This window comes from Citrobacter sp. Cpo045 (assembly GCF_030332875.1).
GTDB classification, from domain to species: Bacteria; Pseudomonadota; Gammaproteobacteria; order Enterobacterales; family Enterobacteriaceae; genus Citrobacter; species Citrobacter portucalensis.
Genome location: NZ_JAOWGZ010000106.1, coordinates 1,851 through 24,094, shown reverse-complemented (window position 1 = coordinate 24,094; position 22,244 = coordinate 1,851). Strand labels below are relative to the sequence as shown.

General features: G+C 46.2%; 23 protein-coding genes. 16 read left to right on the top strand and 7 right to left on the bottom strand.

Annotated features, from left to right (window positions below):
* Positions 1-97 precede the first annotated feature (97 nt).
* Positions 98-523, top strand: coding sequence for a hypothetical protein (locus tag OGY13_RS21810; protein ID WP_016241550.1), 426 nt, complete (start codon positions 98-100; stop codon positions 521-523).
* A gap of 153 nt (positions 524-676) precedes the next feature.
* The gene (locus tag OGY13_RS21805; RefSeq protein WP_007372337.1) at positions 677-1,396 is read left to right on the top strand and encodes an HNH endonuclease signature motif containing protein; all 720 of its coding nucleotides are present in this window, start codon (positions 677-679) and stop codon (positions 1,394-1,396) included.
* 1,528 nt (positions 1,397-2,924) lie between these two features.
* On the opposite strand, the gene OGY13_RS21800 is transcribed toward OGY13_RS21805, so the two are convergent.
* Positions 2,925-4,043, bottom strand: a complete 1,119-nt coding sequence (locus OGY13_RS21800) for a replication initiation protein (protein WP_016241547.1) — start codon at positions 4,041-4,043, stop codon at positions 2,925-2,927.
* Positions 4,044-4,968: 925 nt separating this feature from the next.
* Between OGY13_RS21800 and OGY13_RS21795 the strand changes: the two genes are divergently transcribed.
* The 9 genes from OGY13_RS21795 (at position 4,969) to OGY13_RS21755 (ending at position 12,157) form a co-directional block, all read left to right on the top strand.
* The gene (locus tag OGY13_RS21795; RefSeq protein WP_016241546.1) at positions 4,969-5,217 is read left to right on the top strand and encodes a hypothetical protein; all 249 of its coding nucleotides are present in this window, start codon (positions 4,969-4,971) and stop codon (positions 5,215-5,217) included.
* Between the two features lie 572 nt (positions 5,218-5,789).
* Positions 5,790-6,656, top strand: coding sequence for a RepB family plasmid replication initiator protein (locus OGY13_RS21790; RefSeq protein ID WP_008786567.1), 867 nt, complete (start codon positions 5,790-5,792; stop codon positions 6,654-6,656).
* 410 nt (positions 6,657-7,066) lie between these two features.
* Positions 7,067-7,552, top strand: coding sequence for a hypothetical protein (locus OGY13_RS21785; RefSeq protein ID WP_007372340.1), 486 nt, complete (start codon positions 7,067-7,069; stop codon positions 7,550-7,552).
* Between the two features lie 87 nt (positions 7,553-7,639).
* Positions 7,640-7,957: a hypothetical protein gene (locus OGY13_RS21780; RefSeq protein WP_009651680.1), complete on the top strand. Its 318-nt coding sequence runs from the start codon at positions 7,640-7,642 to the stop codon at positions 7,955-7,957.
* A 21-nt stretch (positions 7,958-7,978) separates the two neighbouring features.
* The gene (locus tag OGY13_RS21775) at positions 7,979-8,377 is read left to right on the top strand and encodes a hypothetical protein (protein WP_016241545.1); all 399 of its coding nucleotides are present in this window, start codon (positions 7,979-7,981) and stop codon (positions 8,375-8,377) included.
* A 126-nt stretch (positions 8,378-8,503) separates the two neighbouring features.
* Positions 8,504-9,676, top strand: a complete 1,173-nt coding sequence (gene istA, locus OGY13_RS21770) for an IS21 family transposase (RefSeq protein ID WP_048213832.1) — start codon at positions 8,504-8,506, stop codon at positions 9,674-9,676.
* Positions 9,676-10,473, top strand: a complete 798-nt coding sequence (gene istB, locus OGY13_RS21765) for an IS21-like element helper ATPase IstB (protein WP_048213831.1) — start codon at positions 9,676-9,678, stop codon at positions 10,471-10,473. The genes istA and istB overlap by 1 nt, the downstream gene beginning before the upstream one ends.
* 205 nt (positions 10,474-10,678) lie before the next feature.
* Positions 10,679-11,053: a hypothetical protein gene (locus OGY13_RS21760; RefSeq protein ID WP_223226822.1), complete on the top strand. Its 375-nt coding sequence runs from the start codon at positions 10,679-10,681 to the stop codon at positions 11,051-11,053.
* Between the two features lie 180 nt (positions 11,054-11,233).
* Positions 11,234-12,157 (top strand): hypothetical protein, encoded by a 924-nt coding sequence (locus tag OGY13_RS21755; protein ID WP_007372342.1) that lies wholly within the window; start codon positions 11,234-11,236, stop codon positions 12,155-12,157.
* 35 nt (positions 12,158-12,192) lie between these two features.
* On the opposite strand, the gene OGY13_RS21750 is transcribed toward OGY13_RS21755, so the two are convergent.
* Positions 12,193-12,516, bottom strand: a complete 324-nt coding sequence (locus tag OGY13_RS21750; RefSeq protein ID WP_007372343.1) for a hypothetical protein — start codon at positions 12,514-12,516, stop codon at positions 12,193-12,195.
* Between the two features lie 282 nt (positions 12,517-12,798).
* On the opposite strand from OGY13_RS21750, the gene OGY13_RS21745 reads away from it, so the two are divergent.
* From OGY13_RS21745 to OGY13_RS21735, 3 genes are all read left to right on the top strand, one after another.
* Positions 12,799-13,017, top strand: coding sequence for a hypothetical protein (locus OGY13_RS21745; protein WP_007372345.1), 219 nt, complete (start codon positions 12,799-12,801; stop codon positions 13,015-13,017).
* A 260-nt stretch (positions 13,018-13,277) separates the two neighbouring features.
* Positions 13,278-13,499 carry a hypothetical protein gene (locus OGY13_RS21740; RefSeq protein WP_007372346.1) on the top strand — a complete coding sequence of 74 codons (222 nt, stop codon included), beginning with the start codon at positions 13,278-13,280 and terminating at the stop codon, positions 13,497-13,499.
* Between the two features lie 574 nt (positions 13,500-14,073).
* Positions 14,074-15,687 carry an HNH endonuclease signature motif containing protein gene (locus tag OGY13_RS21735; protein ID WP_007372347.1) on the top strand — a complete coding sequence of 538 codons (1,614 nt, stop codon included), beginning with the start codon at positions 14,074-14,076 and terminating at the stop codon, positions 15,685-15,687.
* Positions 15,688-15,802: 115 nt separating this feature from the next.
* Here OGY13_RS21735 and OGY13_RS21730 read toward each other — a convergent pair whose 3' ends face one another.
* Complete coding sequence (locus OGY13_RS21730; protein WP_024196077.1) at positions 15,803-16,102, bottom strand: hypothetical protein; 300 nt, start codon at positions 16,100-16,102, stop codon at positions 15,803-15,805.
* Between the two features lie 414 nt (positions 16,103-16,516).
* Between OGY13_RS21730 and OGY13_RS21725 the strand changes: the two genes are divergently transcribed.
* Both OGY13_RS21725 and OGY13_RS21720 read left to right on the top strand, forming a co-directional pair.
* Positions 16,517-16,723: a hypothetical protein gene (locus tag OGY13_RS21725; RefSeq protein ID WP_032951190.1), complete on the top strand. Its 207-nt coding sequence runs from the start codon at positions 16,517-16,519 to the stop codon at positions 16,721-16,723.
* 100 nt (positions 16,724-16,823) lie between these two features.
* Positions 16,824-17,075: a hypothetical protein gene (locus tag OGY13_RS21720; protein ID WP_007372348.1), complete on the top strand. Its 252-nt coding sequence runs from the start codon at positions 16,824-16,826 to the stop codon at positions 17,073-17,075.
* A 36-nt stretch (positions 17,076-17,111) separates the two neighbouring features.
* Here OGY13_RS21720 and OGY13_RS21715 read toward each other — a convergent pair whose 3' ends face one another.
* From OGY13_RS21715 to OGY13_RS21700, 4 genes are all read right to left on the bottom strand, one after another.
* Positions 17,112-17,609, bottom strand: a complete 498-nt coding sequence (locus tag OGY13_RS21715) for a hypothetical protein (RefSeq protein ID WP_016241538.1) — start codon at positions 17,607-17,609, stop codon at positions 17,112-17,114.
* A 504-nt stretch (positions 17,610-18,113) separates the two neighbouring features.
* Positions 18,114-20,180, bottom strand: a complete 2,067-nt coding sequence (locus OGY13_RS21710; RefSeq protein WP_004098991.1) for an ATP-binding protein — start codon at positions 20,178-20,180, stop codon at positions 18,114-18,116.
* Positions 20,177-21,568, bottom strand: coding sequence for an SIR2 family protein (locus OGY13_RS21705; protein ID WP_004098990.1), 1,392 nt, complete (start codon positions 21,566-21,568; stop codon positions 20,177-20,179). Before OGY13_RS21705 ends, OGY13_RS21710 begins: the two co-directional genes overlap by 4 nt.
* A 7-nt stretch (positions 21,569-21,575) precedes the next feature.
* On the bottom strand, positions 21,576-22,145 hold the full coding sequence (locus OGY13_RS21700; RefSeq protein ID WP_004098989.1) for a recombinase family protein: 570 nt from the start codon (positions 22,143-22,145) through the stop codon (positions 21,576-21,578).
* Positions 22,146-22,244 lie beyond the last annotated feature (99 nt).

Sequence of the window (22,244 nt, the reverse complement as noted above, 5' to 3'; positions counted from 1 at the left end):
TTATTATCGCGTCCCAATCGTCATGCAGGTGTGGTTATTTATTTACTGAAAAGCCATGTTTTAAATAACAGGCAACGATAATCTAACAGGAGCGGCTATGAAACTCGAAAACATTAACAAAGAGCAGCAGCTCTATGTTCTTAAATGTGGCTCTATTCTATCAAGCTACGGATTTGATCTCCTGCATACAAAAGCAACCGCCGTAGCTGACTGGATGGACGTTGAAGCACCAGTAGCTGCACTGGGTACAGAAGAACATTTTGAACAATGTGCAGAACTCATGCGGCGCGGGCAGGTATATGCTAACGCTTCCCGGAAATGCTGCCCCGGTAATCTTTCCCCCCAACTAATTGGGCTTGAAGGTTGTCGTGTTAGAGTCACTACCGATGACGGTGAGGAACGCTGTTTCTGGGTTGCAAAAACGACCGGATGGATGCCGGGTCACCTCGAAGTTCCACGCTCGAATACGGCTTATGGCCACCCTGCACAAGCGCATTACAAGTCAGTTCAGACTATTCGATAAGTCACCGGTGCTCCGATTTCGACATGATGCATACCAACCAGACTCACTACTGTTGTCATCGACAAGAATGACAACAGTAGTGAGTATCTATGGCTTATCCTCGGAAAACAGCCCATTATTCATGCCTCCCTCTTCCGGTATGGCATAGCTCACATGGCTTCAGATAAAAATCAAACCGATAAACTCGCCCGCGATATTAAAGACAAGGTTCTCGCCAGGCCTGCTGGCTCATCAGGAGAACCAGTGGAGTACCGGAGTGTCCATGAATTTATGACACTAACCCGCACGGGAACCCCTGCTGATGCCCGCCAGTTCCGGCTGGCTGTTAAAGCTAAGGGAATAGCTATCTGGCCTGATGATGACCCACGCGTAGGGCAGCAATTTGCACGTGACGGCATTCGCTGGGAAGTTCGTCTGAAGACCTTCCGGCCTGAGAGTCAGGATTCATTTGACGATGACCTGGATGAGAAAGTCTCACCAAAACGCTTTGGATATCGCCGGTACGGTGCGATGTCCCGTCCTGATCAGAAGAAATTCAGCGACAGGGTATACTTCAACTGCATGGAGCGGTGTGTCGTCACCGGTGTGAAGACAAAATGCAGGGGAGAAGCAGCACATCTGATTGAGCATCATAAAGCGGGCTCTGACCACTGGAGTAATGGCCTGTGGCTTCGGGCAGACATACATCGGTTATACGACAACGGCCTGTGTGTGATTAATCCCAGCACCCTGACAATCCATTTCCACCCCACTATCCTGGCTAAGGATGACGATCTCATCGCGTATGAAGCTCGGCCAATATTACCGACAAGAAAACCTGTAAACCCTGCCTGGTTAAAATCCCGGTGGGATGAACTTACCTGGCCGAAGTAAGCATCGTGTCTGACAACGGTAGTGAGGCCTAATCATTACCGTTGTCGTAGCAAACGGGCTTCAATGCTTGGCTCATTATCGTTGTCACCAGTCTGGTCAGCTCATAACTATTGCCATCGGCACTGAGATGCCGTCCTGCGCATCGAACTCACATCCATTGTCACTCGATTTTTGAATCTGCCGGGAGTGTAACCAGTGACAATGGTAATGATCACCTTCACATAATTAACGAACCGTTACTACTGGTAAGAGGGTGCATGGTCGACAACGGTAATGACAATTAAGGAAAGTACCTTTCTGTAATGACAACGGTAGTGACTTAATGGTTAACCCTTGTCTGGTTACCGGCAATCAAGTACAGGAACTATGACAATGGTAGTGAGTCATTACCATTGTTATGGCTCATCATACTATCCCTATATACAGCAAGTAGACGGCGTTGCTCACTACCATCGTCATTGGTTGCATGGGTAGCAGAATGTTAGATGACAACAGTAGTGATTCTGGTGCTTCACCATCCGCCTGGTGACAACGGTAATGAGTGATCGAGATCACTATCGTTGTCGCAGCGTTCGGTATGGCTACAACCGGCAAGTTGTGCCTCGACAATGGTTGTGATCCCGCACTCACTTGATTCGTCATCGCCGGAACGACCCCACTGAAATGTACTTGGAAACGATGACAATGGTAGAGACTTGAAAAAATCACATCCATTGTCATTGACCAATCAGGTTAGCTACGACAGCGGTTGGACTCATTTCCATTGTCACCGACAGGCCATGTATTCATACAACGACAACGGCAGGGAGTGACGCGGTCACTACCACGGTCATTCATCCCGCCCCTCAAGTACGAGCAGACAGTACGGCGAGTGAATCCTTACCATAGCTACCTGAAAGGCCTGATTAACCTGGAATGCATATGACAACGGTAATGACCAACAGAACTCATTTCCGTTGTCATTGTGCTGGTGGAGCAGTAAGAACTTGGTCTGAATCATGAATGACAACGGTAGTGAGTATTCTTAGTCAATACAGTGGTCATTCAAATGCGCCGGGAGCAAATGACAGCGGTAGTGAGTCAAATCACTCATTACCGTTGTCATTGTGTCATGGGAATCAGCGATAAATCCGTACTGACGATGCCGACAATGGTAGTGAGCGGTATGAGGTCTTCTCCGAGAAGCTGCTCTGGAGAGTTGTCGATGATGACAACAGCAGTGAGCTGCCAAGACTCATTGCCGATGTCATGGTGTCATGGGTATCAGCGATTTGTCTGTACCGGCGATTCCGACAATGGTAGTGAGCGGTGTAAGACCTTCCCTGAGAAGCTGGTCTGGAGAGATGTCGATGATGACAACAGTAGTGAGCTATCTAGTCTCATTACCATTGTCATGAGTGGTCACCCCGCAATGACAACAGTAGTGACCGCGTCACTCAATACCGTTGTCATTAAGCTAAACAGGATTCTCTGACGATGTGCAGGGAGGGAGGGTTCCAGGCCGTCATCTGACAGCCCGGAGGGAATGCTAGCTGGCGGGATTGTTCTTTTTCTGGCTTCTAAGGCTGCGAATGTAGTGAAGTTCTTCAGCTGTTAAGTCATGGATGGTTAACGTTTCATCCCCATCAATGGGCTCATCTGGTGGGCACAATTCACCTTCCAGTGGCTCACCATTATTTTTACCCGACGTGCCATTGTTCTCCTCATCAGCATCACCCTCGCCATCACCATCAGGTGGTGGTTGGATATTGTTCAGATTCAAATCAGGATCGCGTTTGTGGATCTGGAAATAAACCTTCCCATCTTTTTTTACTTCGGTGTACTGAAGGTAACCAATGGATGCCAGCTCCTCCAATGCCTTACGTACTGTGGCGTTCTGGCTGTTGGCACGGGTCTTAAGATTTAATCGGTTCTTAAGTCTCGTTAAGGAGATCGGGATTGGATTTGGTGGAAGTGACTCAATGAACGTGTAAAGCGCCTGTGCGCTCTCTTTTTTCGCCAGTTCCTTGATAGCCTTCAGCTGCATCAAAACCTTGTGGTCGTACTGATACAACTCGAATATCTTAGGGTCTATCTGTAGCTCTACCTGATCAGAGTCCGGGTCAAGCAAGGCAGACTGCACCAGGTGCGTCGTATACACCTTTGACGAGTGGGTGCTGGTGAAGGACAACATCACGGATGCCAGCCTGCGTAACGACGCGTCGATACGCTTACGGGATGCGGTAGAGGAACGATAATTTTCAGGGTTACAGAGCTTCAGAAACTCAGTAAATTTGAGGCTGATCTTATCGTTATCAATCGGATGGTTAGCTAGCGTTCGGATGATTCCCATCCACGTTTTGAAGTCAACAGACATATCGAGGCGCTGACCCACGATCGAGATATTGGTGAAACCCTCGCTCTCCATCAAAGAAAGTGTCTGTAGTTCTTTCGTGGCATCAAAGCCAACAGTTTTGTATTCACGACTCTGACGGCCAACGCTTTTTGGTGATGGCACAAACAACCCAAGGCGCATGAGCGCGATAGACTGAACCGTCCTGCTGCTATTAGGACGTAAAATAATTTCTTTACCTGTCTCTCTCTCTGTTACAGAGAAAGCCCTGGTAACCATCTGGCCTTGCTGCTCAGAATCTTTCTCATTGGTCATAGTGGTTTATCGACTGTATTAATCAACAGATTATTGAATACTATCGCCCAAAGCCCTCAGTGTCACTTAAGGGATCTCTGCGACGATCTCAGATTGTGCATAAGTCCAGGCTAAAAAAACGCCACGACTAAATATAAAACTCTGAAATTCACATAAAAACAAATACATACGTAGTTTATCAACAAAGGAGCAATTCCGGTGAAAAAGATCCTTTAAAAAATCACTACCATTGTCGCCGCAATCACTACCGTTGTCAAAAAACTCACTACTACCGTTAAAAAACTCACTACCAATGTCAAAATAATCACTACCGTTGTCACCGATTGGCTTCCAGGCCTTGTGCCGTCTGGCTTCCGAGCTGCGGGGATCTCTTGTGATCTATGGGAACTCGTAAGGTACTAATTATTGGAACTACCTTGTGGAAAATGGGGATAAATTCTCTCTTCGAGTTAAATCAACATCGAATAGCTAAATTGTCGAAAATATGTACGGGCATGAAAGGAAAATGCGTATAGAAAACAGTGGATAAGATTTTAATAATTTTGTTTCATCATACAGGTGATAGATGGTATCTATATGAATTATAATAGAAATATACTCAAAACTCTTTAAGAGTTATACCTTCAGATCACACAATAAAACTCACTACCATTGTCACAAATACTCACTACTAACGTCGAAATAGTCACTACCAATGTCATTTTAATCATTACCAATGTCAAAAAAGTCATTACCATTGTCATAAAATGCCCTTGAGCCCAGTAACCATGCGGCTTGCAGCGTACAGGGATCTCTTTTGTACTCCGTTGCACCTTTGGGATCTCTTTATTGGAACTGTCCTGTGGAAAAGTATCTTTTTTGCCTTCGTCAGCTACTGACTCGGTGCTTTACTGATTGTGTAAACAAAACGATAAGAGGCACTCACATGTACGCAACTGCAAAAGAAATTATCGCAAAGCTGCAAAAAATGAACCCTGACGAAAAGGTGCTAGTCCGTGTCTGGTACAAGTCTGATGTTCAGGAGTTAGCAATAGACCGAAACATGCCGCAGGTTTCAGCTAGCGAAGCTGAGTCGACCTTAGCGTTGATAGACCGAACTCACGATGGTGATATCGGTATCAACTGGGATGTTGTTCAGAGTGGTATTGAGACAGTTCGTAGTGGCCAAATTTAAGCAACCGAGTAACAAGGACGTGACTCAACTAATCCACATATCCACCGGGTAGATCAACAGATCGATCCAGATTAAGACCAAATAGAACCAAAAAGATCCCCGCTCCCGCAAACCCGCAGCTGGTAAGCTCTGAAGACCTGCCCCGGTGGGGTTGAGAGGGAAAAAAGTGAGCTCTGAAGGGCTGTCGGTGGGGTTAGCCTGGTAGCTGGTGGTGTTCAAAGGGAATAACGGTGGGATTGGAAGGGGAAAGGAACTTAATTATCAACATCTGCTGTGCTAATGAAAACATCAAATAAAAACATAATCATACGTAACAAATCTCAAAAATAGGTGATCGGTATTCATTTTTTGTCCACACTGGCAGCAGATCAAAAATTTGATGTCAACGACATTTATCCGATTCATCTCTGAAATAACGTATTGATTTAGTACAAATAAAAACCAATACCCGATAAATGGGGACTAAATGACCCCTATTTCTCATGATCAATAAAAATCACCGTGATACATTCGCCCGGACTGGGCATTCCAAGATACCCGGAAAATAACAATAAAACTGGGGGATCCACACGATGAACTCGAATGAAGTTCTTCTTTTCAAGGACGCTATTCCCGACTTCAATCAGCCGTCGACTGGAAAGCTGACGGTGACAAAAAATTCATCAGTACAACCTGTATCACTGCTCCGCCTGGGCGTTTTTACTCCTAGTTGCCGAACAGAGGCAACGGTCACGCTAAACGTGACGGAAGCGCTATCCAGTCTGGAAATTGCAAAACAGGAAGGGTACACGGACATAAAGATCACCGGCCCGATGCTGAATTATTTCCAGGACTTCCGGTGCTGGACAGCAATCGTCCATTCCTTCAGCGTATCGCCTGATGCGCTGAAAGGTAACCGGATTAAAATGCCCTTTAGTGAATTTGCCAAACTCTGCGGCTACCCATCAAAACGCTACAGCACGAAACTGCGCAATGAGATAGCCGATTCGTTGACGAAGATTCGCTCAAAAAGCATTCGGTTTGAGAAGAACCCGGGGATCACCAAGTTCAAAGTAGCCGGGTTGCTGAAAGAGGCGGAATTTGATGGTGAAAGTGATTACATCATCCTGGAAGCCGACGAACGACTCTGGGATTTGTACCGTTCAGATCATCTTACTCTGTTGCGGAAGAAACCCCTGGAGCTACTTACCAGGAATGAAACGGCTCAGGCGCTCTATACATTTTTTGAAGCGCTACCTCAACATCCAGCCCCGATCACCTTTGACAGACTTCGACAGCGTTTACTGCTCAATGGGCGCATTGCCGAACAGAACCGGAAAATGCGAACTGCTCTCGATGTGCTTGCCAGCATCGGTTACCTGAAATTTTACTACCTGGTGGACACCAGCGTACCCACCATTCAGATCACGGATCGGAATCCCAAACTAACAGGTTCCTGATGTTTGAAACGTCTTTTTGCCCGGTTCCGGGAATGTGCTGTCTCATTCCCACCGGTCAAAAACACTAAGTTGACGTTTCCCTCTCAAACCCACCCGTGATTTTGTAGTCGCTAAAGGATAAATAGTCCCATTTACATCTGAAAAGCTGATGGGGCGCGTCAGGCCTCTATTGAATACAACTTGTATTACCATGAAAAATAAAGAAAATAACACTCCTCTTTATAATTACTGCTGTTCGCCTAATCCCAAAAAGATACTTTTTTAATCTGCACAGTTTTTATCGCCGGTGGGAACGAGAGGGAAGGGGAAAATATACCCGGTGGGATTGAGAGGGAAGGCCTGTAGAAAACAACCCGACAATCTTTTGTCGGCTGGAATGACCAGGGTAAATTAAGTTCTGGAGGATAGTTATGACTTCGACATTTGGTAAGCAGCTGAAGCTTTATGCAGACCGGCAAACGGGCGCAAAACGTACTGCTCTTGATTTTCAATATGTGGTTTCGCCTGGTAAGGATGCGTTTCCCACGGTGAACATCACTATGGCTCCGATTGCTGATGGCGCAAAAGAAGCCCAATGGGAGCTTAAGCGCGTCATCCAGCTGAATCGCTATGAATTAACTCAATGTTGCGCGGTATTGTTCGGGCTGGAAAAGGAGATGAGGGCAAACTTTCACGGAACCGATAAAAACAAAGGTTTTACGCTCATCAACAATGGTGCATCCGGCTGCGGGATAAACTTTTCTCATGGTGGGGATATGCTGACGCATATGTTGAACCATGCCCAAAGAATGGAAGTAGGGGCATTTATTCTGAAACGGCAGGCGGATGCGTGGGATATGAGTGTCAGTGACGTTCTTGCACTTTTGCGTCAGTCCGTGGCCATCAAACGGGCATAAGATCACGAAGCAGGTTCAAGAACAGGCTTACCGTACAACAATTTTCAAATCCAAACTGACCCTACTTAACTTCAACTGGAAGGCGCTATGACAGAACATCAGCAGAATAGAAATGTTTGTGAAGTCGGGTTAGCCTGTGAAGCCATGACGATTGATCCCAAAACCATTCAGTCAGCAGTAATGCGTAAAGAAGCCACGCAAGTTGTTATTCCTCACTTTAAGGGGGTTTGTCCTGCTTTTGTCGAATGGGCTGAACAATGCTTACCTGGCGATAAACTTCCTCGTGGGAAATTTTTTAGGTCACGAGAATGGATGCGTCAGTTCACCACTTGCCAGATAAACTACAAGACAGATCATCCAGATGAAGGAAAGTATGGATGGCTTTTTGAAGGAACCAAATATTGAAAAGTTAAGGAGATATGATTAATGCTAATTTATGCCGCAGATCTGATTTTACCCTTAAAAATTCTGCTGGTGGTATTTGTCGTGACTATCATAGGCGCTACCATCGGGTTGAAATTTGTACGCTCCGAAAACAAGATCGTTTGCATGTGGCTCGTGCCAATAGGCTGTCTTGGGGGAATTTTTGCATTGATGATGTTTCCATCAATTACCACAAATGATTTGTTGCTCGGCAAGAGATGGTCGGAAGATTGTCGCGTGGTCGAAAAATACGAACGCCACGCTTTTGAAGCACCGACGAACCGGCTGATTTGTTCGGGGGTTGATGAGCATGTTAATTCAGAAAGTTATGCGGTATTAACGAAAGCTTACCGGGAGCGGGGGGGAGAACTTATTTCGGGATCCCATAGTGTTGAAAACTAGCCTTCAAATCTAATGCTACGGAGTTTGTTAGCGCCAATGATATAAGACGGTAATTCACCATTTGAATTGTCCGCTCCACCCAACATGTTGTTTCCTTGAGGTTCTCACACCAGAAAGGACATCGACATGCTGAGCAGAGAGGACTTTTACATGATAAAACAAATGCGCAAGCAGGGTGCGTACATTATCGATATTGCAACTCAGGTGGGTTGCTCTGAACGCACCGTCAGACGGTATCTTAAATACCCTGAGCCACCGGCCAGAAAGACGCGCCACAAAATGGCCAAACTGAAGCCGTTTATGGATTATATCGATACACGTCTGGCCGAAAATGTCTGGAATGGCGAGGTCATCCTCGCAGAAATCAAAGCGATGGGTTACACCGGTGGTCGCTCCATGCTGCGCTATTACATCCAGCCCAAACGCAAAATGCGTCCGTCGAAGAAAACGGTCCGCTTCGAAACCCAGCCCGCTTACCAGTTGCAGCACGACTGGGGCGAAGTTGAGGTGGAGGTCGCCGGGCAGCGATGCAAAGTTAACTTCGCGGTTAATACGCTGGGGTTCTCCCGTCGCTTCCATGTCTTCGCCGCGCCAAAGCAGGATGCGGAACACACCTATGAGTCGCTGGTTCGCACCTTCCGCTACTTTGGTGGCAGTGTGAAAACCGTGCTGGTTGATAACCAGAAAGCGGCGGTGCTGAAAAATAACAACGGGAAAGTGGTGTTCAACTCCGGGTTCCTGTTGCTGGCCGACCACTATGACTTCCTGCCGCGTGCCTGTCGTCCGCGCAGGGCCAGAACCAAAGGTAAGGTGGAGCGGATGGTGAAATATCTCAAGGAGAACTTCTTCGTCCGCTATCGCAGGTTCGACAGCTTCGCTCATGTTAACCAGCAACTGGAGCAATGGATGGCTGATGTGGCTGACAAACGGGAGCTTCGCCAGTTCAGACAGACCCCGGAACAGCGCTTCGCGCTCGAGCAGGAACATCTGCAGCCGTTGCCTGATACGGACTTCGATACCAGCTACTTCGACATCCGCCATGTCTCCTGGGACAGCTATATCGAGGTTGGCGGCAATCGCTACAGCGTTCCCGAAACGCTGTGTGGCCAGCCGGTCTCGATACGCATATCGCTGGATGATGAGTTGCGGATCTACAGTAATGAGCAGCAGGTGGCATCACACCGGCTCTGTTCAGCATCATCTGGCTGGCAAACGGTGCCGGAACATCATGCCCCGCTCTGGCAGCAGGTCAGCATGGTGGAGCATCGTCCACTGAGTGCGTATGAGGAGCTGCTGTGATGCATGAACTTGAAGCGCTGCTGAGTCGCCTGAAAATGGAGCACCTGAGTTATCACGTGGAAAGTCTGCTGGAGCAGGCAGCTAAAAAAGAGCTGAACTATCGGGAGTTCCTGTACATGGCGCTGCAGCAGGAATGGAACGGCAGGCATCAGCGCGGTATGGAGTCCCGGCTGAAGCAGGCTCGTCTGCCGTGGGTCAAAACGCTGGAGCAGTTCGACTTCAGCTTCCAGCCAGGCATCGATCGTAAGGTCGTCAGGGAGCTGGCCGGTCTGGCGTTCGTGGAACGCAGTGAGAACGTGATCCTGCTGGGTCCTCCCGGAGTGGGGAAAACCCACCTGGCTGTAGCCCTCGGCGTGAAAGCGGCGGATGCAGGTCACAGGGTGTTGTTCATGCCACTCGACAGACTGGTAGCAACGCTGATGAAAGCGAAGCTGGAAAACCGGCTGGAGCGTCAGCTACAACAGCTGAGCTATGCGCGTGTGCTAATCCTGGACGAAATAGGCTACCTGCCGATGAACAGAGAGGAAGCCAGTCTGTTCTTCCGCCTGCTGAATCGCCGGTATGAAAAAGCGAGCATAATCCTGACATCAAACAAAGGCTTCGCAGACTGGGGAGAGATGTTCGGCGATAACGTGCTGGCAACGGCGATCCTGGATCGGCTGCTGCACCACTCAACCACAGTGAATATAAAAGGAGAAAGTTACCGGTTGAAGGAAAAACGCAAAGCCGGAGTGCTGGCTAAAAACGCAACGCCAATCAGTGATGATGAAATGGCGGAAAGCGGACAACAGAAGTGATCAAATAGCGGACATTAAAAATGGCGAAAAACGGCCATAAATCTTGGCGTTGACAAGTTTTCATGAATAATAATCACAATGTTTTTCCTTGCAATGAATTGGGTATGGGTGATTCCAAATCGGAATTGGAAAGACTCCTTGAATTATGTGAATCCACTCCGCAAACAGGCGAGCCTAACCCCCAGATAGCTAATATGCAAGCATTTTGGAATCGATAACTGGTGGCTCATCTCATATCACTGGCTTCAATTTTTGCTCTCATATTCTTAATGGCCGTAAATTTTCCACACTCAACGATGCAGAGATAAAACAGCTAACATCTCTTCGCAATGAGGGGCGAAAAGACGGTTTTGTGGTCAGAATTCAACCTGTTGATGTAACCCCTGAACTTCAGCTTGAAAGGTATCTTGCGTCAAGTTGGGAAAGCGAAATCGAGATTTATAAACGCGTACCGTCGATTGTCGTGATCTGTAAAATCTCAGGTCTGTCTGCATTGGCAGGCTCGGGGAACAAAATGTTTTTAAATATGGATTACTTAAGTTGCGGAACTGAAACTGATGATCAGGATTGCCAGGATTAAGTCACTGATTGGCGGTTGCAACGAGCTTTGGGTTTGTTAGACTGGCCTGACATACCTTCCCCCATCGCGGGGTGCGTTGTCGGAGTATCAAAATATTGTTTTCCCCTATGCGGGGTTTAATTAGTGAGTAGCGACTGCCCGGGTTAGCGCCTGACCCGTGTCAGACTTCTGAAGGATATTTTGATATTAACCGTCCAGCTGGACGGTTTTTTTTCGTCTGTTTTTAATTTGGATAGTGGTATGGGTAGAAAAAAACAATCAAACCGCAGTGTATCAGCGCCAGCTGTTGATGCTGAAAAAGAAATTATCGACCCGAGATGGAACATCTTTTTCTTTGCGGCAATTGACCGACCGTGGGTGCTTAACCCGCATCTTTTTTACGCTGAACAAGCGCAGGAACGTTTGCTGTCGCAGTTCAGTGATGTGGAGATCAGGAGTGAAGCGACAAAGAAAGGCGAGTCATTTATAGAGTCAGCTGGAGACTGGTTCAATCCTGATTACCACGACGAAAGTGACGTATACGAGAATATTGAACAGATTGAAGCTTGCCACTGGGTTGCGTTGCGGGAAATGAAGGTCACGGTCACGCTTTCCCTGACCGCTGGGATGTACCACCAGTTTGACAAGGCATTACGAGATCTGCTTATCCGGGAGGCCAGAAGCTGGCGGTGGCTCGACATGGTTGTGATATCAGATTTGATCTGGAACCTCAGTTTTCCGAGGCTTATGGATTTGATGGAATGGCTGGGTATTGAAGTACGAAACATGCCATGTTTCCCGTTAATCAGTGCATGTCATCAGGTTGTCAACGTTTATAAACATGGAGATGGTGATGCCCACCAGAAACTGGTTAATGCTCACCCGGAGTACTACTCAGTATGGCAATGCGAAGGTTATCCGCAAGAGAGACCAGCTCGCCACGAAGAACTTGAAGTTTCCGAGGAACAGTTTAGAGAATTTGCCGAGGCGATAACGGTGTTCTGGAAGAGTCTGCCGGAAGGACTATCTTATTCGGGGATGGGAAAAGAGCCTAAGTGGTTTGGCAAGGCTTATGAAAAAGTGAAGTGCGACAAAGAAAAACGCGAGCGTAAAGCGGAAGAATAGTGGGGCACTCTAGCCCCACCGAAACAAAAGGAGAGTCAGACAGCCGGTGACGGTTGCCAGCCTGATTGAGTCTGGATCCATTTGCCTACGGAAATCATGTCGTAACCACCGTTCCCGTAGGACGACTTCACTTCTTCTATTTCGACTGGAACCGCCAGCTCGATGGGGCGGAACCAGCCATCATCACCGACTGTATACCGGCCTTCATGTTCCTTGCTCATTTCGCAGACCCGGCTGGGTGGAAGCCAGAAACCTTCATTTGCTCTTTCGGATGCGATACGAATAGCTTCATCCACGGAAGCGACTTCCCGGATGTGTTCGTTATGCGCGTTTGACATTTTGATCAGAAATGACTTCATAGAACCATTTTCCTCAGCTTAGGCCGGTAACGTTAATCGTCGGGGCGGTCGGTAATATTCCGGCGATAGTGTCCTCATATTGTACTCTGGCATGATGCATAACAGAAATTTGAGAGCGCGGGATTGAGAGGCGAAGTAGTTTGATGATAATCGCTGCGGGTGTACTATCAGCCTGATTCCTGGACTGAAGCCGAACGTCCAGCCGTGGTAAAACTGGTGAACGATGTTAACCTGGCATCGAGATATCGAGACCGTAACCATCTGACTGAATAAGGAGCTTTTATGCCGAATGGGAGAGTGATTTTTAACAAAAGAGGCCGATGGGACTGGCTTGATAGCGGTTGTGATATAGATGAGGATGAATTAAAGCAGGAAGAGTGGTTTGTTGGCGATATGTATTATCCGCCAGACTTTGAATACGATACGTCAATGCATGATCACCAGATTACAGAGTGGTTGTCTAAACCTGAAGAGCTGGTGCGGTATGAGCGAGGGCGTTAACTCAATTTGCTTATCTGAACTGGCTACATGATCTTTCAGCGTGGCCATTTCGGTTCTTCACATTTCCCTGACTCCCTCCTGACAGAACCGACTATTTCATCCATGAACCGCAAGAGCGGTAACTAAATGCCATATCGTGTGGCAGAGTGGTTTGCTCCAGTACCCGTCAAAATAGTCCAACATACAAAAACAGGGTAGCCTGCCCCGGGCTTCACCCGGGCCAGGCTACCCGGAGTCGAACCGTTAACCCGGAGTCGTGGGTGAGTAACGTCGAGTGCCCGCCTGAATTCCGTGCGGCCACCAGCATTGGCTTCACCTTTTTCCGACCGACACTTTCGTGCTGGTTTGCGGCCGCATCTTCGCCGGGCCGGAACACCCTGCATTTTGTGCCGGTGGCCATCACCGGTATTAGGATAAAGGGAAGAATATCGGTGATGGATTCCGGGATAATCGCCGGGAAAACCCGGGCAGAATTCACGTAAATCACCCTCTATTAGTCCAACATACAAATAAACTTCCCCTTTCTGCCCCTGCGCTTCGCTTGGGGCAGAAAGGGGAGCCGTACCTGAAACCTCCGTGTCGTTTTCAGGATCGGGCCCGTGCCCGGGGTAACCATTCTGCCCGGGCCCACCATTTTAAAAAGAAACCGCCGTGCCCGGTCTGGCCATTTCCCCCGCCTGCGGCAACCGGGCCGTGCCGGTCTTTCCGTCCGGTTCCTGCAAACCCCACATAGGGACTCCGGTCGCTGGATGAGCCATGCGAGAAAATATGAGAAAAAAAGAGAAAAAAAGAGAAAAAAAAGAGGGGCCGGGGGCGCGAGGGTTTCAGTGGGTATAAAGGTCAAGGGCGCTTTGCAGGGTGGACGCGGGGGTGTTGACCCTGATCGCATTTGTATGTTGGACTAATTTTGCATATATGAAGACAAGAAAAGACGCGCTGCCGACAGAGCAGGTATACTCTCGCCATCAAATGTGCGGCCAGCGGCGGGGGATAGGTAACGACCGCAGGCCCCGCGACCGGTATCAATGATGATGATGCCCTGCCAGGTAAAGAGTAGTGACGACGAAAGTGAAGGTGAAGAAAACCCGGGCCGAACGTAAGCAGCATAGCCGGGACATGCAGGCCAAACATGAAGCGGAAAAAAAGGCCGCTAACCTGCGTAATATTCTAAAGAGAGACATTCTGGCCACGCTGGGTATCCCTAAAAATCACGGTGGGCGGGCAGCTCTTTCTACATTCATCACCGAGCACTTACTGAAGGGTGAGAGTCAGGTTCAGATTGTTGCCATGCTAACCGGCAGCGAATTGATGAAGCGGGCACAGCTTGCCGAAATCGAGCGCCTGAAGAAGATCACGGAACTGGCCAATCAAACCCGCAGAAACGAGATCACCAACCGGGCGTTTGAGCGCCTGGGTATCACAACCCGGCATCCAATGGGCGATTTAGTGCTGAGCATGGTGCGCGAACTGGCAAACCAGAATTTAAATACCGGTGAGATAGTAGAACGCCTGAATGATAACGAAACCGTACTGGAATCGCGCCGCCTGCACAAAGAGAAGCGAGCGGATCTTGAACGTCAGATTGATGAAGGTATTGCCGAGCGCAAAAAGACCCGTGTTGATATGCGGGAAGTGCTCGCCTACATGGCCCAGAAGAACGGTACAACGTATACGCCTCCCGCAGACACCTGGCGATCTCCTGAACATCCGAATGGCGATTCACCGACCCGGCATAATGGAAAAATCAGAGAGAGCCGTCTGACCGGCGCTGAAAGCACCCAGAAAGAAAACCCACGTCAGTACGGTTTGCCCAACCTGAAAACCAGTAGCGCTTCCATCAACAAGGCCGGAATGAGTGAGGCCATTAAGCTGGTGGGCGGACGTGTGACGGAATTTCGCACCTATCTTTATGAGCATCGCGATACGGGACTACGCGCTGATGTGCTGGCTCGCCGGTTTATGGCTGAGTCAATGCAAGGCAAAAAGATGGTTGACCCTGTGCCGGTCAATGAACCAGATAATCTCCCGGCTCCCACACACGAACCTGCCAAACGTAAATGGACGAAGGAAGAAAAGCAGGAAGCGCGTGACCGTGCGCTGGCCGCAGCAAGCCAGGTCGGAAAGCTTAAAGAAGCGGAAACCAACGGCATTACGCACGATGTAGTGCGAGAATCGCAGCCAGCACCCCAGCCAGCCCTGATCTCCGTCGAAGTTGAACAATCCCGCGTCTCCATGCAGGAACCGTCTGTTGCGCCCCTGGCGCACCCTAAACGTGAAGGCTCTACAACCTGCGTGGTGACCAGGCCGGATCAGGCTGATTTCGCTGCTACCGTCCGTCGAAACTGTAACGACCGCTGCGTGATTACAGGAGCAAGCTTACGCCGCAGGACAGAGGCCGCACACCTGGTAGAGCATAGTGCTGGTGGTCTGGATCACTGGAGTAATGGCTTGCTGCTTCGTATCGATCTGCACCGGCTGTTTGACGACAACGTCCTTGCCATTTGCCCGGAGACGTTGACCGTCCACGTTGACCCTGTCGCGCAGGCCGAAGATCCCGATTTGCAGCAATACGATGGCCATGTGATTACCGGGCTTTGCCGTCCGATAGACCCGGCGAATCTCGTCATGCGCTGGGAGCGTTATCAGCGCCGGTTAGAACTGACCAAGTAAAACCGGTAATCCATCAGGTGCGAATCGTGGGAATGCGCCAGCTCGGTAACCCCACGTCACCGGATTGAACCATCACAAAAAAGGAGCCCACCGGGCTCCCCAAAAACGAATTGTTTTATTGTTCCTGCTTAGTTCTACGTAGGTACTCTTCAGCCTTTATCTTTATTTGCACGAGTTCAGCGTAAAACTCACGTTCCATTTGGTATGTTGGCATCTGAGTATAATACTCTTCCACCTGTGGCCAAATTCGCTGAAGTTCTGCATATAAATCATGGAGAGCTCTATCTGCCCAAGATGACGATTGGTAGGATTCAAGCTTTCTGATAGTGGCGCTAAGATGTACTAAACGCGCCACTAATACTTTAGTGTTTACGTATTGTGTTACGGTTCTATCCATGTGGTTTAAGTTACTCATATTATTCCCTAATGAGGTGCTCGCAGAATTACGAGGCAGAGATAACATAACCTTAAAACCTACATACGTGTAGCCCAATCATTACTTTATAGCTAAAAATGCCAGATTTACTCTATGGCCCCCAATCCCTACAGACCTACAGCAGATCTCGTCCACATAGGTCAGTTCCAGCGCAAACTATGGGATCTGAATGTTTGTCGAACGAAAACTTACGGTAGTGAAGTAATTGCCTGAAACATTGTAAATAACTTGCATAGAAAACGCCCTCAAAACAGCGTCCTTTTTTTATCGAAGTTTCAACGGTTCTGGTAGAGTTGTTTTCTGACAGATTTTATTATTAACGTGAGTGGACGCGTCTGGCGAATAAGCTGGTGCAACTTCCCGAAGCCCTCCAAACACCAGGAGACTTAATTTATGGAACTATCAACAATTTCTGAAGCGTTGATTGGTGGTTTAGTTGGTGGCACTATCGCAGCAGGTTCCATCCGGGTATTATTCATTCCAGAAAAGTTTGAGTGGATATTGTTAGCCTGTGTTGTCCTTGCCACTGTTGTTACCTTTTTCTTTGGCCACTCTATACCAAATCCATTTATGATGATAAGCAACATGTATAGTTATTGAATATATAAGACCGTGCTCGTTAGACGTGCTCTGATTGATTTCCATATATGTTTCAAAAGCTTCGGGCCAGTTTTTTCTGTGTTAGATAGGATAACAGAATATGATGACACTTCTTTTTTCGATTTACTGTTCCCTGGTCATTATCGCGGGCGCTTTCTTTAGCTGGTTTCAACGTGAAACTATCGCTACCCGCTGCATTCTTTTTGGCGGACTGGTGATAGTAGCAGCGATCAAGCTAACAACGGATTTTACGACTGTCGCTGTTTCCACGGTTCTGATTGAGGGATTTTTGCTAACGGCTTATGTTATTGCTGTCCGTTTTATTCAGTGCATTGTAAACAGGGCTGCATAAACAACCCGGACAGAATGCCCATCTATTTATATCAGGCTAATCTACGTGTGACATTTCAATCGCTGCGCGAGCTTCAATGCCCTTCGATAGCAACAAGTTTGCAATGCGCTCTGCGAGGTCTTGATTGGCGCAATGAAAGCGAATAGGCAACTTTTCATGTTTCTCACTATCGATGTAGAACATTACAGAATTGATACTGTATAGCGATGCATATGAAGGACGAGGTTCTATCATCAAATTCAATTCTGGAATAGAAGCTAAAAGTTTAGACATATAATCATCCAGCAGTTCAATACAAACTGGCCGGATAGTTAATAAAGCGGGATTTTCCTCCGAACTAGTCCATTGTCGTGCCTGTAATCTCAAAATATTGAGAAGGTGCAACGATTCATAAGGAATTGTCTTTCCCGTCCGTTCACCCAGGATAACGGATTCCAATGTGTTAATTCGGGATGATAGTCTTCTTATCTTCCGCAACTGATAGATGCTAAGTGTTAATGTTATCACAAATAAAACACCCAAAATAATTGCCATATTTATATCCCATTCGGTTTATTCGTATTATGCCGTGAATATCGATACTCCAGCTATAGGTGTTCGGGACATCCTCTACGCCGGTAGTATCTGCAAAAACTTGTTATTCCATCATATAGTGCATCTCTGAAAACACCTTTTTCGGGTGATACAGCCTTTCATTACTCGGTTCCCCTTTTATGCTGCTACCTGCCTATCAGGTGGTTAGTATGCTTACCAGCCACTTTTTACTATATTGTCCGTTTTGTTAACTGATTTGTTAATGCTTCCATTTGACAGGTCTGGAAAGATACTTTTCTGATTTTAGGGGTTTGAGGGCCAACGATGTAAAAAACCACGTTAATAGGTTAACCTATTGTTTTATTTTAATTATTAGGTGCTGCATTTACAGCTACTCCAATGATCATGGGGCTGATGGTCGATGGAACGCAATACCAAGTAGATTGATTGCATAAAGTTCCTTCAATTCCGATCTGCCCTCCCGTTTTCACATCCTACTTCAGTTCAATTTTGTTGCCATTCCTTTACAACAGCTTCCCAATTGGCCGTTCTCTCGACCAATTTCCCATCAGCATCCTTTCTTGTCCAAACATCCCAGAAATCAGGGTCATCAGAATGGGGTTGCTGCTCTTTCGTCAAATTTTTCATTTTAACTAAGACAGGAAGTTCAGATGCCCAGCCCATCAGTATTGCATGTTGAGATGGCAATGAAGGCAATTCACGGAGTAATCCTCGCAAATTGTCGGGTACCATTTTATGAACTTGCTCCTGATCTTTGTCATTGCTAATTCGATGCAGAAGAAAAGTATTACATTGAGATAAAACTGTAGGTGATAATTCTGATGGTCGTTGCGAAGAAATAACCATACCGAGACCAAATTTCCTGCCTTCTCGTGCAATTTTCTCAAATACTTGACAGCAAACAGCTGCGACATCCTGATTTTCACTGTCCTCACGATACCGTTTAATAAATGTATGTGCTTCTTCAGCAACAAGTACCGTAGGTAAAGATTTGTTATATAGTCGTCTATAACGTTGCAATGATTCAAAAATAATTCTTGAAATGACAGCTGTCACAAGATGAGTAATTTCAGTTGGTACTAAAGAAAGATCAATAATTGAAACGCAGCTATCACCATCACCATCTTTCCCAATATATGTTTCTAACCAATTAGCCAAGTCAACTCTATGCTCTGAGTCATTGGTTATGGGTTTCATTCTTGTATCCGCAAGCATTGTGCGTATTCTAGCTACTAGATATTCAACATATTGCTCGCTACCATTTTCTTGTGCTAACGCCTCTAAATAGGAGACTAAATTATTTCCGTCAAAAGGGACGGGGATATCCTCGTTTTTAGGAAGGAGTTCACACTCATCGCCTCCAAGGCTCTGAAATGAAGATAACACTCCATTTATGATGTTATCAACTGCGCTAACTTTAGCATTGTAATCTGGATATCTGCCTTCTCTTTGCCCACAAAAATCTTGAATAGAGATGATTAATTTATCTAGCTCAGGGCATGGTGTAGTTAATCTCGCTTTGTATTCTTCCAGACTCTGACGCCAAATATTAATTTTAGCCAAAAGATTTTTGGCTCCAGGGAAATCATTAAGTGCCGCTGCTCCTTTAGATTTATCCGCTTTTAAAGAAACCAAAATTGTACCTAGGTATTTTTTAACTTCTATATCTATATTCTTTTGTAAATCAAATTCTTCATTTCTCATTGCTCTCAAGGAGCGTTTTAGTAATGGAAGTTGTGCTTTAGGACTTGCTTGCGTGAATGATGCCCACTCCGAACTATTCCAAAACCATGAGGGTACTTGTAATTGGTTTTCACTGCCTTCAGCCTCAACCTTAAATACTCTACCTTTAAATTTCGTCGTTGGCCCCAAAGCACGTGCATACTCGCCGTTGGGGTCTAGGATGATAAATCTGGCATTTGGTTTTATTTGTGATTCCAATGCAGATTCGAGTGACCACTGGATTAATCCAGATACAGAGCAAGACTTACCGCTACCAGTATTTCCGAGCACTGCTATATGACGACCAAATAATCTATCAGGATCTACAGCTACATTTGCATTGTTCGCAAGTGGACTTTGTCCAATGATCACTCGCCTATTATTTCCAGATTCGACTATTGATCTAAGTTGTAAATCTGTCGGTAGTAAAATAGCAGCCCCAATAGAAGGAAACGATTCAGAACCTCGTTGAAATCTGAAATAATCAGTACCATCTTTGGACAAACGTTTAAGCATTCCCACCGGATTCAAACTTATTTTTTTTCGGGGGAATGGTAGATTTACTAAACCAAATTCTTGAACATCTCTTTGTTTTGGATAAGGCGAATGTTCTACAGCAAGCCACTCTATTTGCCCAACTAAGTAACCATTATCACATGATATTAATACATAACTGTTTACTCTTGGAAAGTTTCTAGGCGTTCCTGCATTCAAAGCAACAGTATCAGGTGAGTCAATCTCTAATATTGCTCTAATTTCATTAGGTGAAACAAAATCTACAGTGCCGACCCTGAGTTGCTCACCTTGTTCAATCGGAAATGAGTTCATTCAGCATCCTCGCTATTATTTGAAATTGTTGTACGATATAAACCCCTTGATTTCAATAGTTCTGCCATACGAATTGATGATCTGTCTATCGCTGCTTTAGGAAGATAAAAATCCACTAAATTCTTGATATCTCCAAAGTGGTCACCAAGTAATAAAGATATTTGAGCTTTTCTTCCACTTTCGTTTACAAAGCGCATAATTCTACCGAGTGGATCGCCGTAGGCAATTATTACTATATGCGTTGAGGGTATTGTCAGCATGTCAATAATAACACGGTTTATATGTTCATCTCCAAAACTATAACCATATGTTACCAAAGTACTATTAGGACGACATGTTGCAGATGCTAAGTCTCTGAATAGTTCAACATAAGGGTATTCTGATGTTTCTCGGTCTTTAACCGAGTTTGGATAAATCATTAATTGATGATAGTTCGCTGCTCCAGCAGCCTCCACTTGTAAAAAGGGTTCCACCGAACTCGCACCAAAAGGTAATCCAAATCGCCTTATGGCTCCTTCGGTAGTATACCAGTCCAATGAGCCATGTAATTTAGTAAAGCGCGCCACACCTTCCAAATATCTTGGTTCACCACGAATACCCGGTGGATTATAATGATAGTCGACTTCTAGTCGCGAAGATCTGAAAATAGGCGCTATAGTACCAACAAATCTGTCAATTAGTCGAATACCTGCTATTTCAGCTCCTGCTTCAATTATCCTGTCGTAATTCGTCGTGAAAATATGTAATCGATCCCTTGTCGCTGTTCGACTTGAAAAACTCATCAAAAAACTTACTAAATAATTAAACGTTTGTGTTTTTAAATCGTTTTTTGCATCGCGAATTAACTTTTCCCCATTACTAACTGAATCTGAGAATAATTTCAAACATCTTGTTAGCTCATTATTTAACTCAACTAACTCACTTTTTAAATTTCGATATGGGAGAGCACCAGGAGGCGGTTCTGGAAGTGGGAGATTTTGCGCAGTTAAAATCTCTAATCCTTTAATTAACTCATTAATTGAACGGATTTGGTCTTCAATATTACCTCTTCCTCTTCCTGAGGCTTCAGCTGTTTTAGCTACATAACTATCTATTTCAGCCTTGCAAACTTTGAGATCATTAATCCATCCCATGCCTTGAGGTTTCGTGCCTGTCGCTGACTCTTGGATTGCTGAACTAAGTCCCGCGCCAATAAGTATATTTAGGTGTTCAGACTGAAAAAGAGCAGTTAACCAAGGTTCTATTCTTAAACGCAAAAAATCAGGAGTGATTTTATCTCCTGGTTTTGCCCATGAGCAGTGTCCAACAACTTTAAATGCACCAACTTCGCTGTGTGGATCCAACTGAACCGGAGACTGGTCATCTCCAAGCTTTAAGTATTGACTCACTTTGAATTCATCCTTCGTTAGAGTTAATAGCTGTTTTTCTTTTCAGCCTAAAATAGGTCGCCCTTGATATACCCGTTTTTTCCATTACTTCCTTAACTTGTACGTCCTTATTAATCAATTCATTAGCTAATTCAGCCTTCTTGTGAGGCTTTCTTCCGAATTTGACCCCCTTAATCATAGCGGTCTTCCGCCCATCGTTAGTTCGCTCCAAGATCCTTTCTCGTTCCGCCTCGGCAACAGCTGCTAGTATCTGGATAACCATTTTTCCCATTGTGCCTTCAGTACTAAGACCATTCTCTAGAAATCGGATAGCGATGCCTTTTTTATAGCAAGTATCCACAATACGAATCATATCAGCGGTATTACGTCCTAGACGATCCATTTTAGTACAGAGGATGATGTCATCTTTCTCCGCTCTGGCAAGGAGTCTCTGTAGCCCTGCACGCTCATCAGTTGCTCCTGACATCATGTCAGTAAATACACGATCATCCCTCACTCCCGCTGTTTTGAGTTCAGTAATCTGGCTCGTCAGTTTCTGATGGCTGGTTGATACTCTTGCATATCCTAATAATGCCATTTTGGTCTCATAAATCGATAGGCACTGTTGCAAAGTTAGCGATGAGGCAGCCTTTTGTCTTATTCAAAGGCCTTACATTTCAAAAACTCTGCTTACCAG

Excerpts from the sequence above, each read along its gene's own strand:
- OGY13_RS21810 (WP_016241550.1), top strand. The coding sequence starts at position 98 with ATGAAACTCGAAAACATTAACAAAGAGCAGCAGCTCTATGTTCTTAAA.
- OGY13_RS21805 (WP_007372337.1), top strand. The coding sequence starts at position 677 with ATGGCTTCAGATAAAAATCAAACCGATAAACTCGCCCGCGATATTAAA.
- OGY13_RS21800 (WP_016241547.1), bottom strand. The coding sequence starts at position 4,043 with ATGACCAATGAGAAAGATTCTGAGCAGCAAGGCCAGATGGTTACCAGG.
- OGY13_RS21795 (WP_016241546.1), top strand. The coding sequence starts at position 4,969 with ATGTACGCAACTGCAAAAGAAATTATCGCAAAGCTGCAAAAAATGAAC.
- OGY13_RS21790 (WP_008786567.1), top strand. The coding sequence starts at position 5,790 with ATGAACTCGAATGAAGTTCTTCTTTTCAAGGACGCTATTCCCGACTTC.
- OGY13_RS21785 (WP_007372340.1), top strand. The coding sequence starts at position 7,067 with ATGACTTCGACATTTGGTAAGCAGCTGAAGCTTTATGCAGACCGGCAA.
- OGY13_RS21780 (WP_009651680.1), top strand. The coding sequence starts at position 7,640 with ATGACAGAACATCAGCAGAATAGAAATGTTTGTGAAGTCGGGTTAGCC.
- OGY13_RS21775 (WP_016241545.1), top strand. The coding sequence starts at position 7,979 with ATGCTAATTTATGCCGCAGATCTGATTTTACCCTTAAAAATTCTGCTG.
- istA (WP_048213832.1), top strand. The coding sequence starts at position 8,504 with ATGCTGAGCAGAGAGGACTTTTACATGATAAAACAAATGCGCAAGCAG.
- istB (WP_048213831.1), top strand. The coding sequence starts at position 9,676 with ATGCATGAACTTGAAGCGCTGCTGAGTCGCCTGAAAATGGAGCACCTG.
- OGY13_RS21750 (WP_007372343.1), bottom strand. The coding sequence starts at position 12,516 with ATGAAGTCATTTCTGATCAAAATGTCAAACGCGCATAACGAACACATC.
- OGY13_RS21745 (WP_007372345.1), top strand. The coding sequence starts at position 12,799 with ATGCCGAATGGGAGAGTGATTTTTAACAAAAGAGGCCGATGGGACTGG.
- OGY13_RS21730 (WP_024196077.1), bottom strand. The coding sequence starts at position 16,102 with ATGAGTAACTTAAACCACATGGATAGAACCGTAACACAATACGTAAAC.
- OGY13_RS21725 (WP_032951190.1), top strand. The coding sequence starts at position 16,517 with ATGGAACTATCAACAATTTCTGAAGCGTTGATTGGTGGTTTAGTTGGT.
- OGY13_RS21720 (WP_007372348.1), top strand. The coding sequence starts at position 16,824 with ATGATGACACTTCTTTTTTCGATTTACTGTTCCCTGGTCATTATCGCG.
- OGY13_RS21715 (WP_016241538.1), bottom strand. The coding sequence starts at position 17,609 with ATGGCAATTATTTTGGGTGTTTTATTTGTGATAACATTAACACTTAGC.
- OGY13_RS21710 (WP_004098991.1), bottom strand. The coding sequence starts at position 20,180 with ATGAACTCATTTCCGATTGAACAAGGTGAGCAACTCAGGGTCGGCACT.
- OGY13_RS21700 (WP_004098989.1), bottom strand. The coding sequence starts at position 22,145 with ATGGCATTATTAGGATATGCAAGAGTATCAACCAGCCATCAGAAACTG.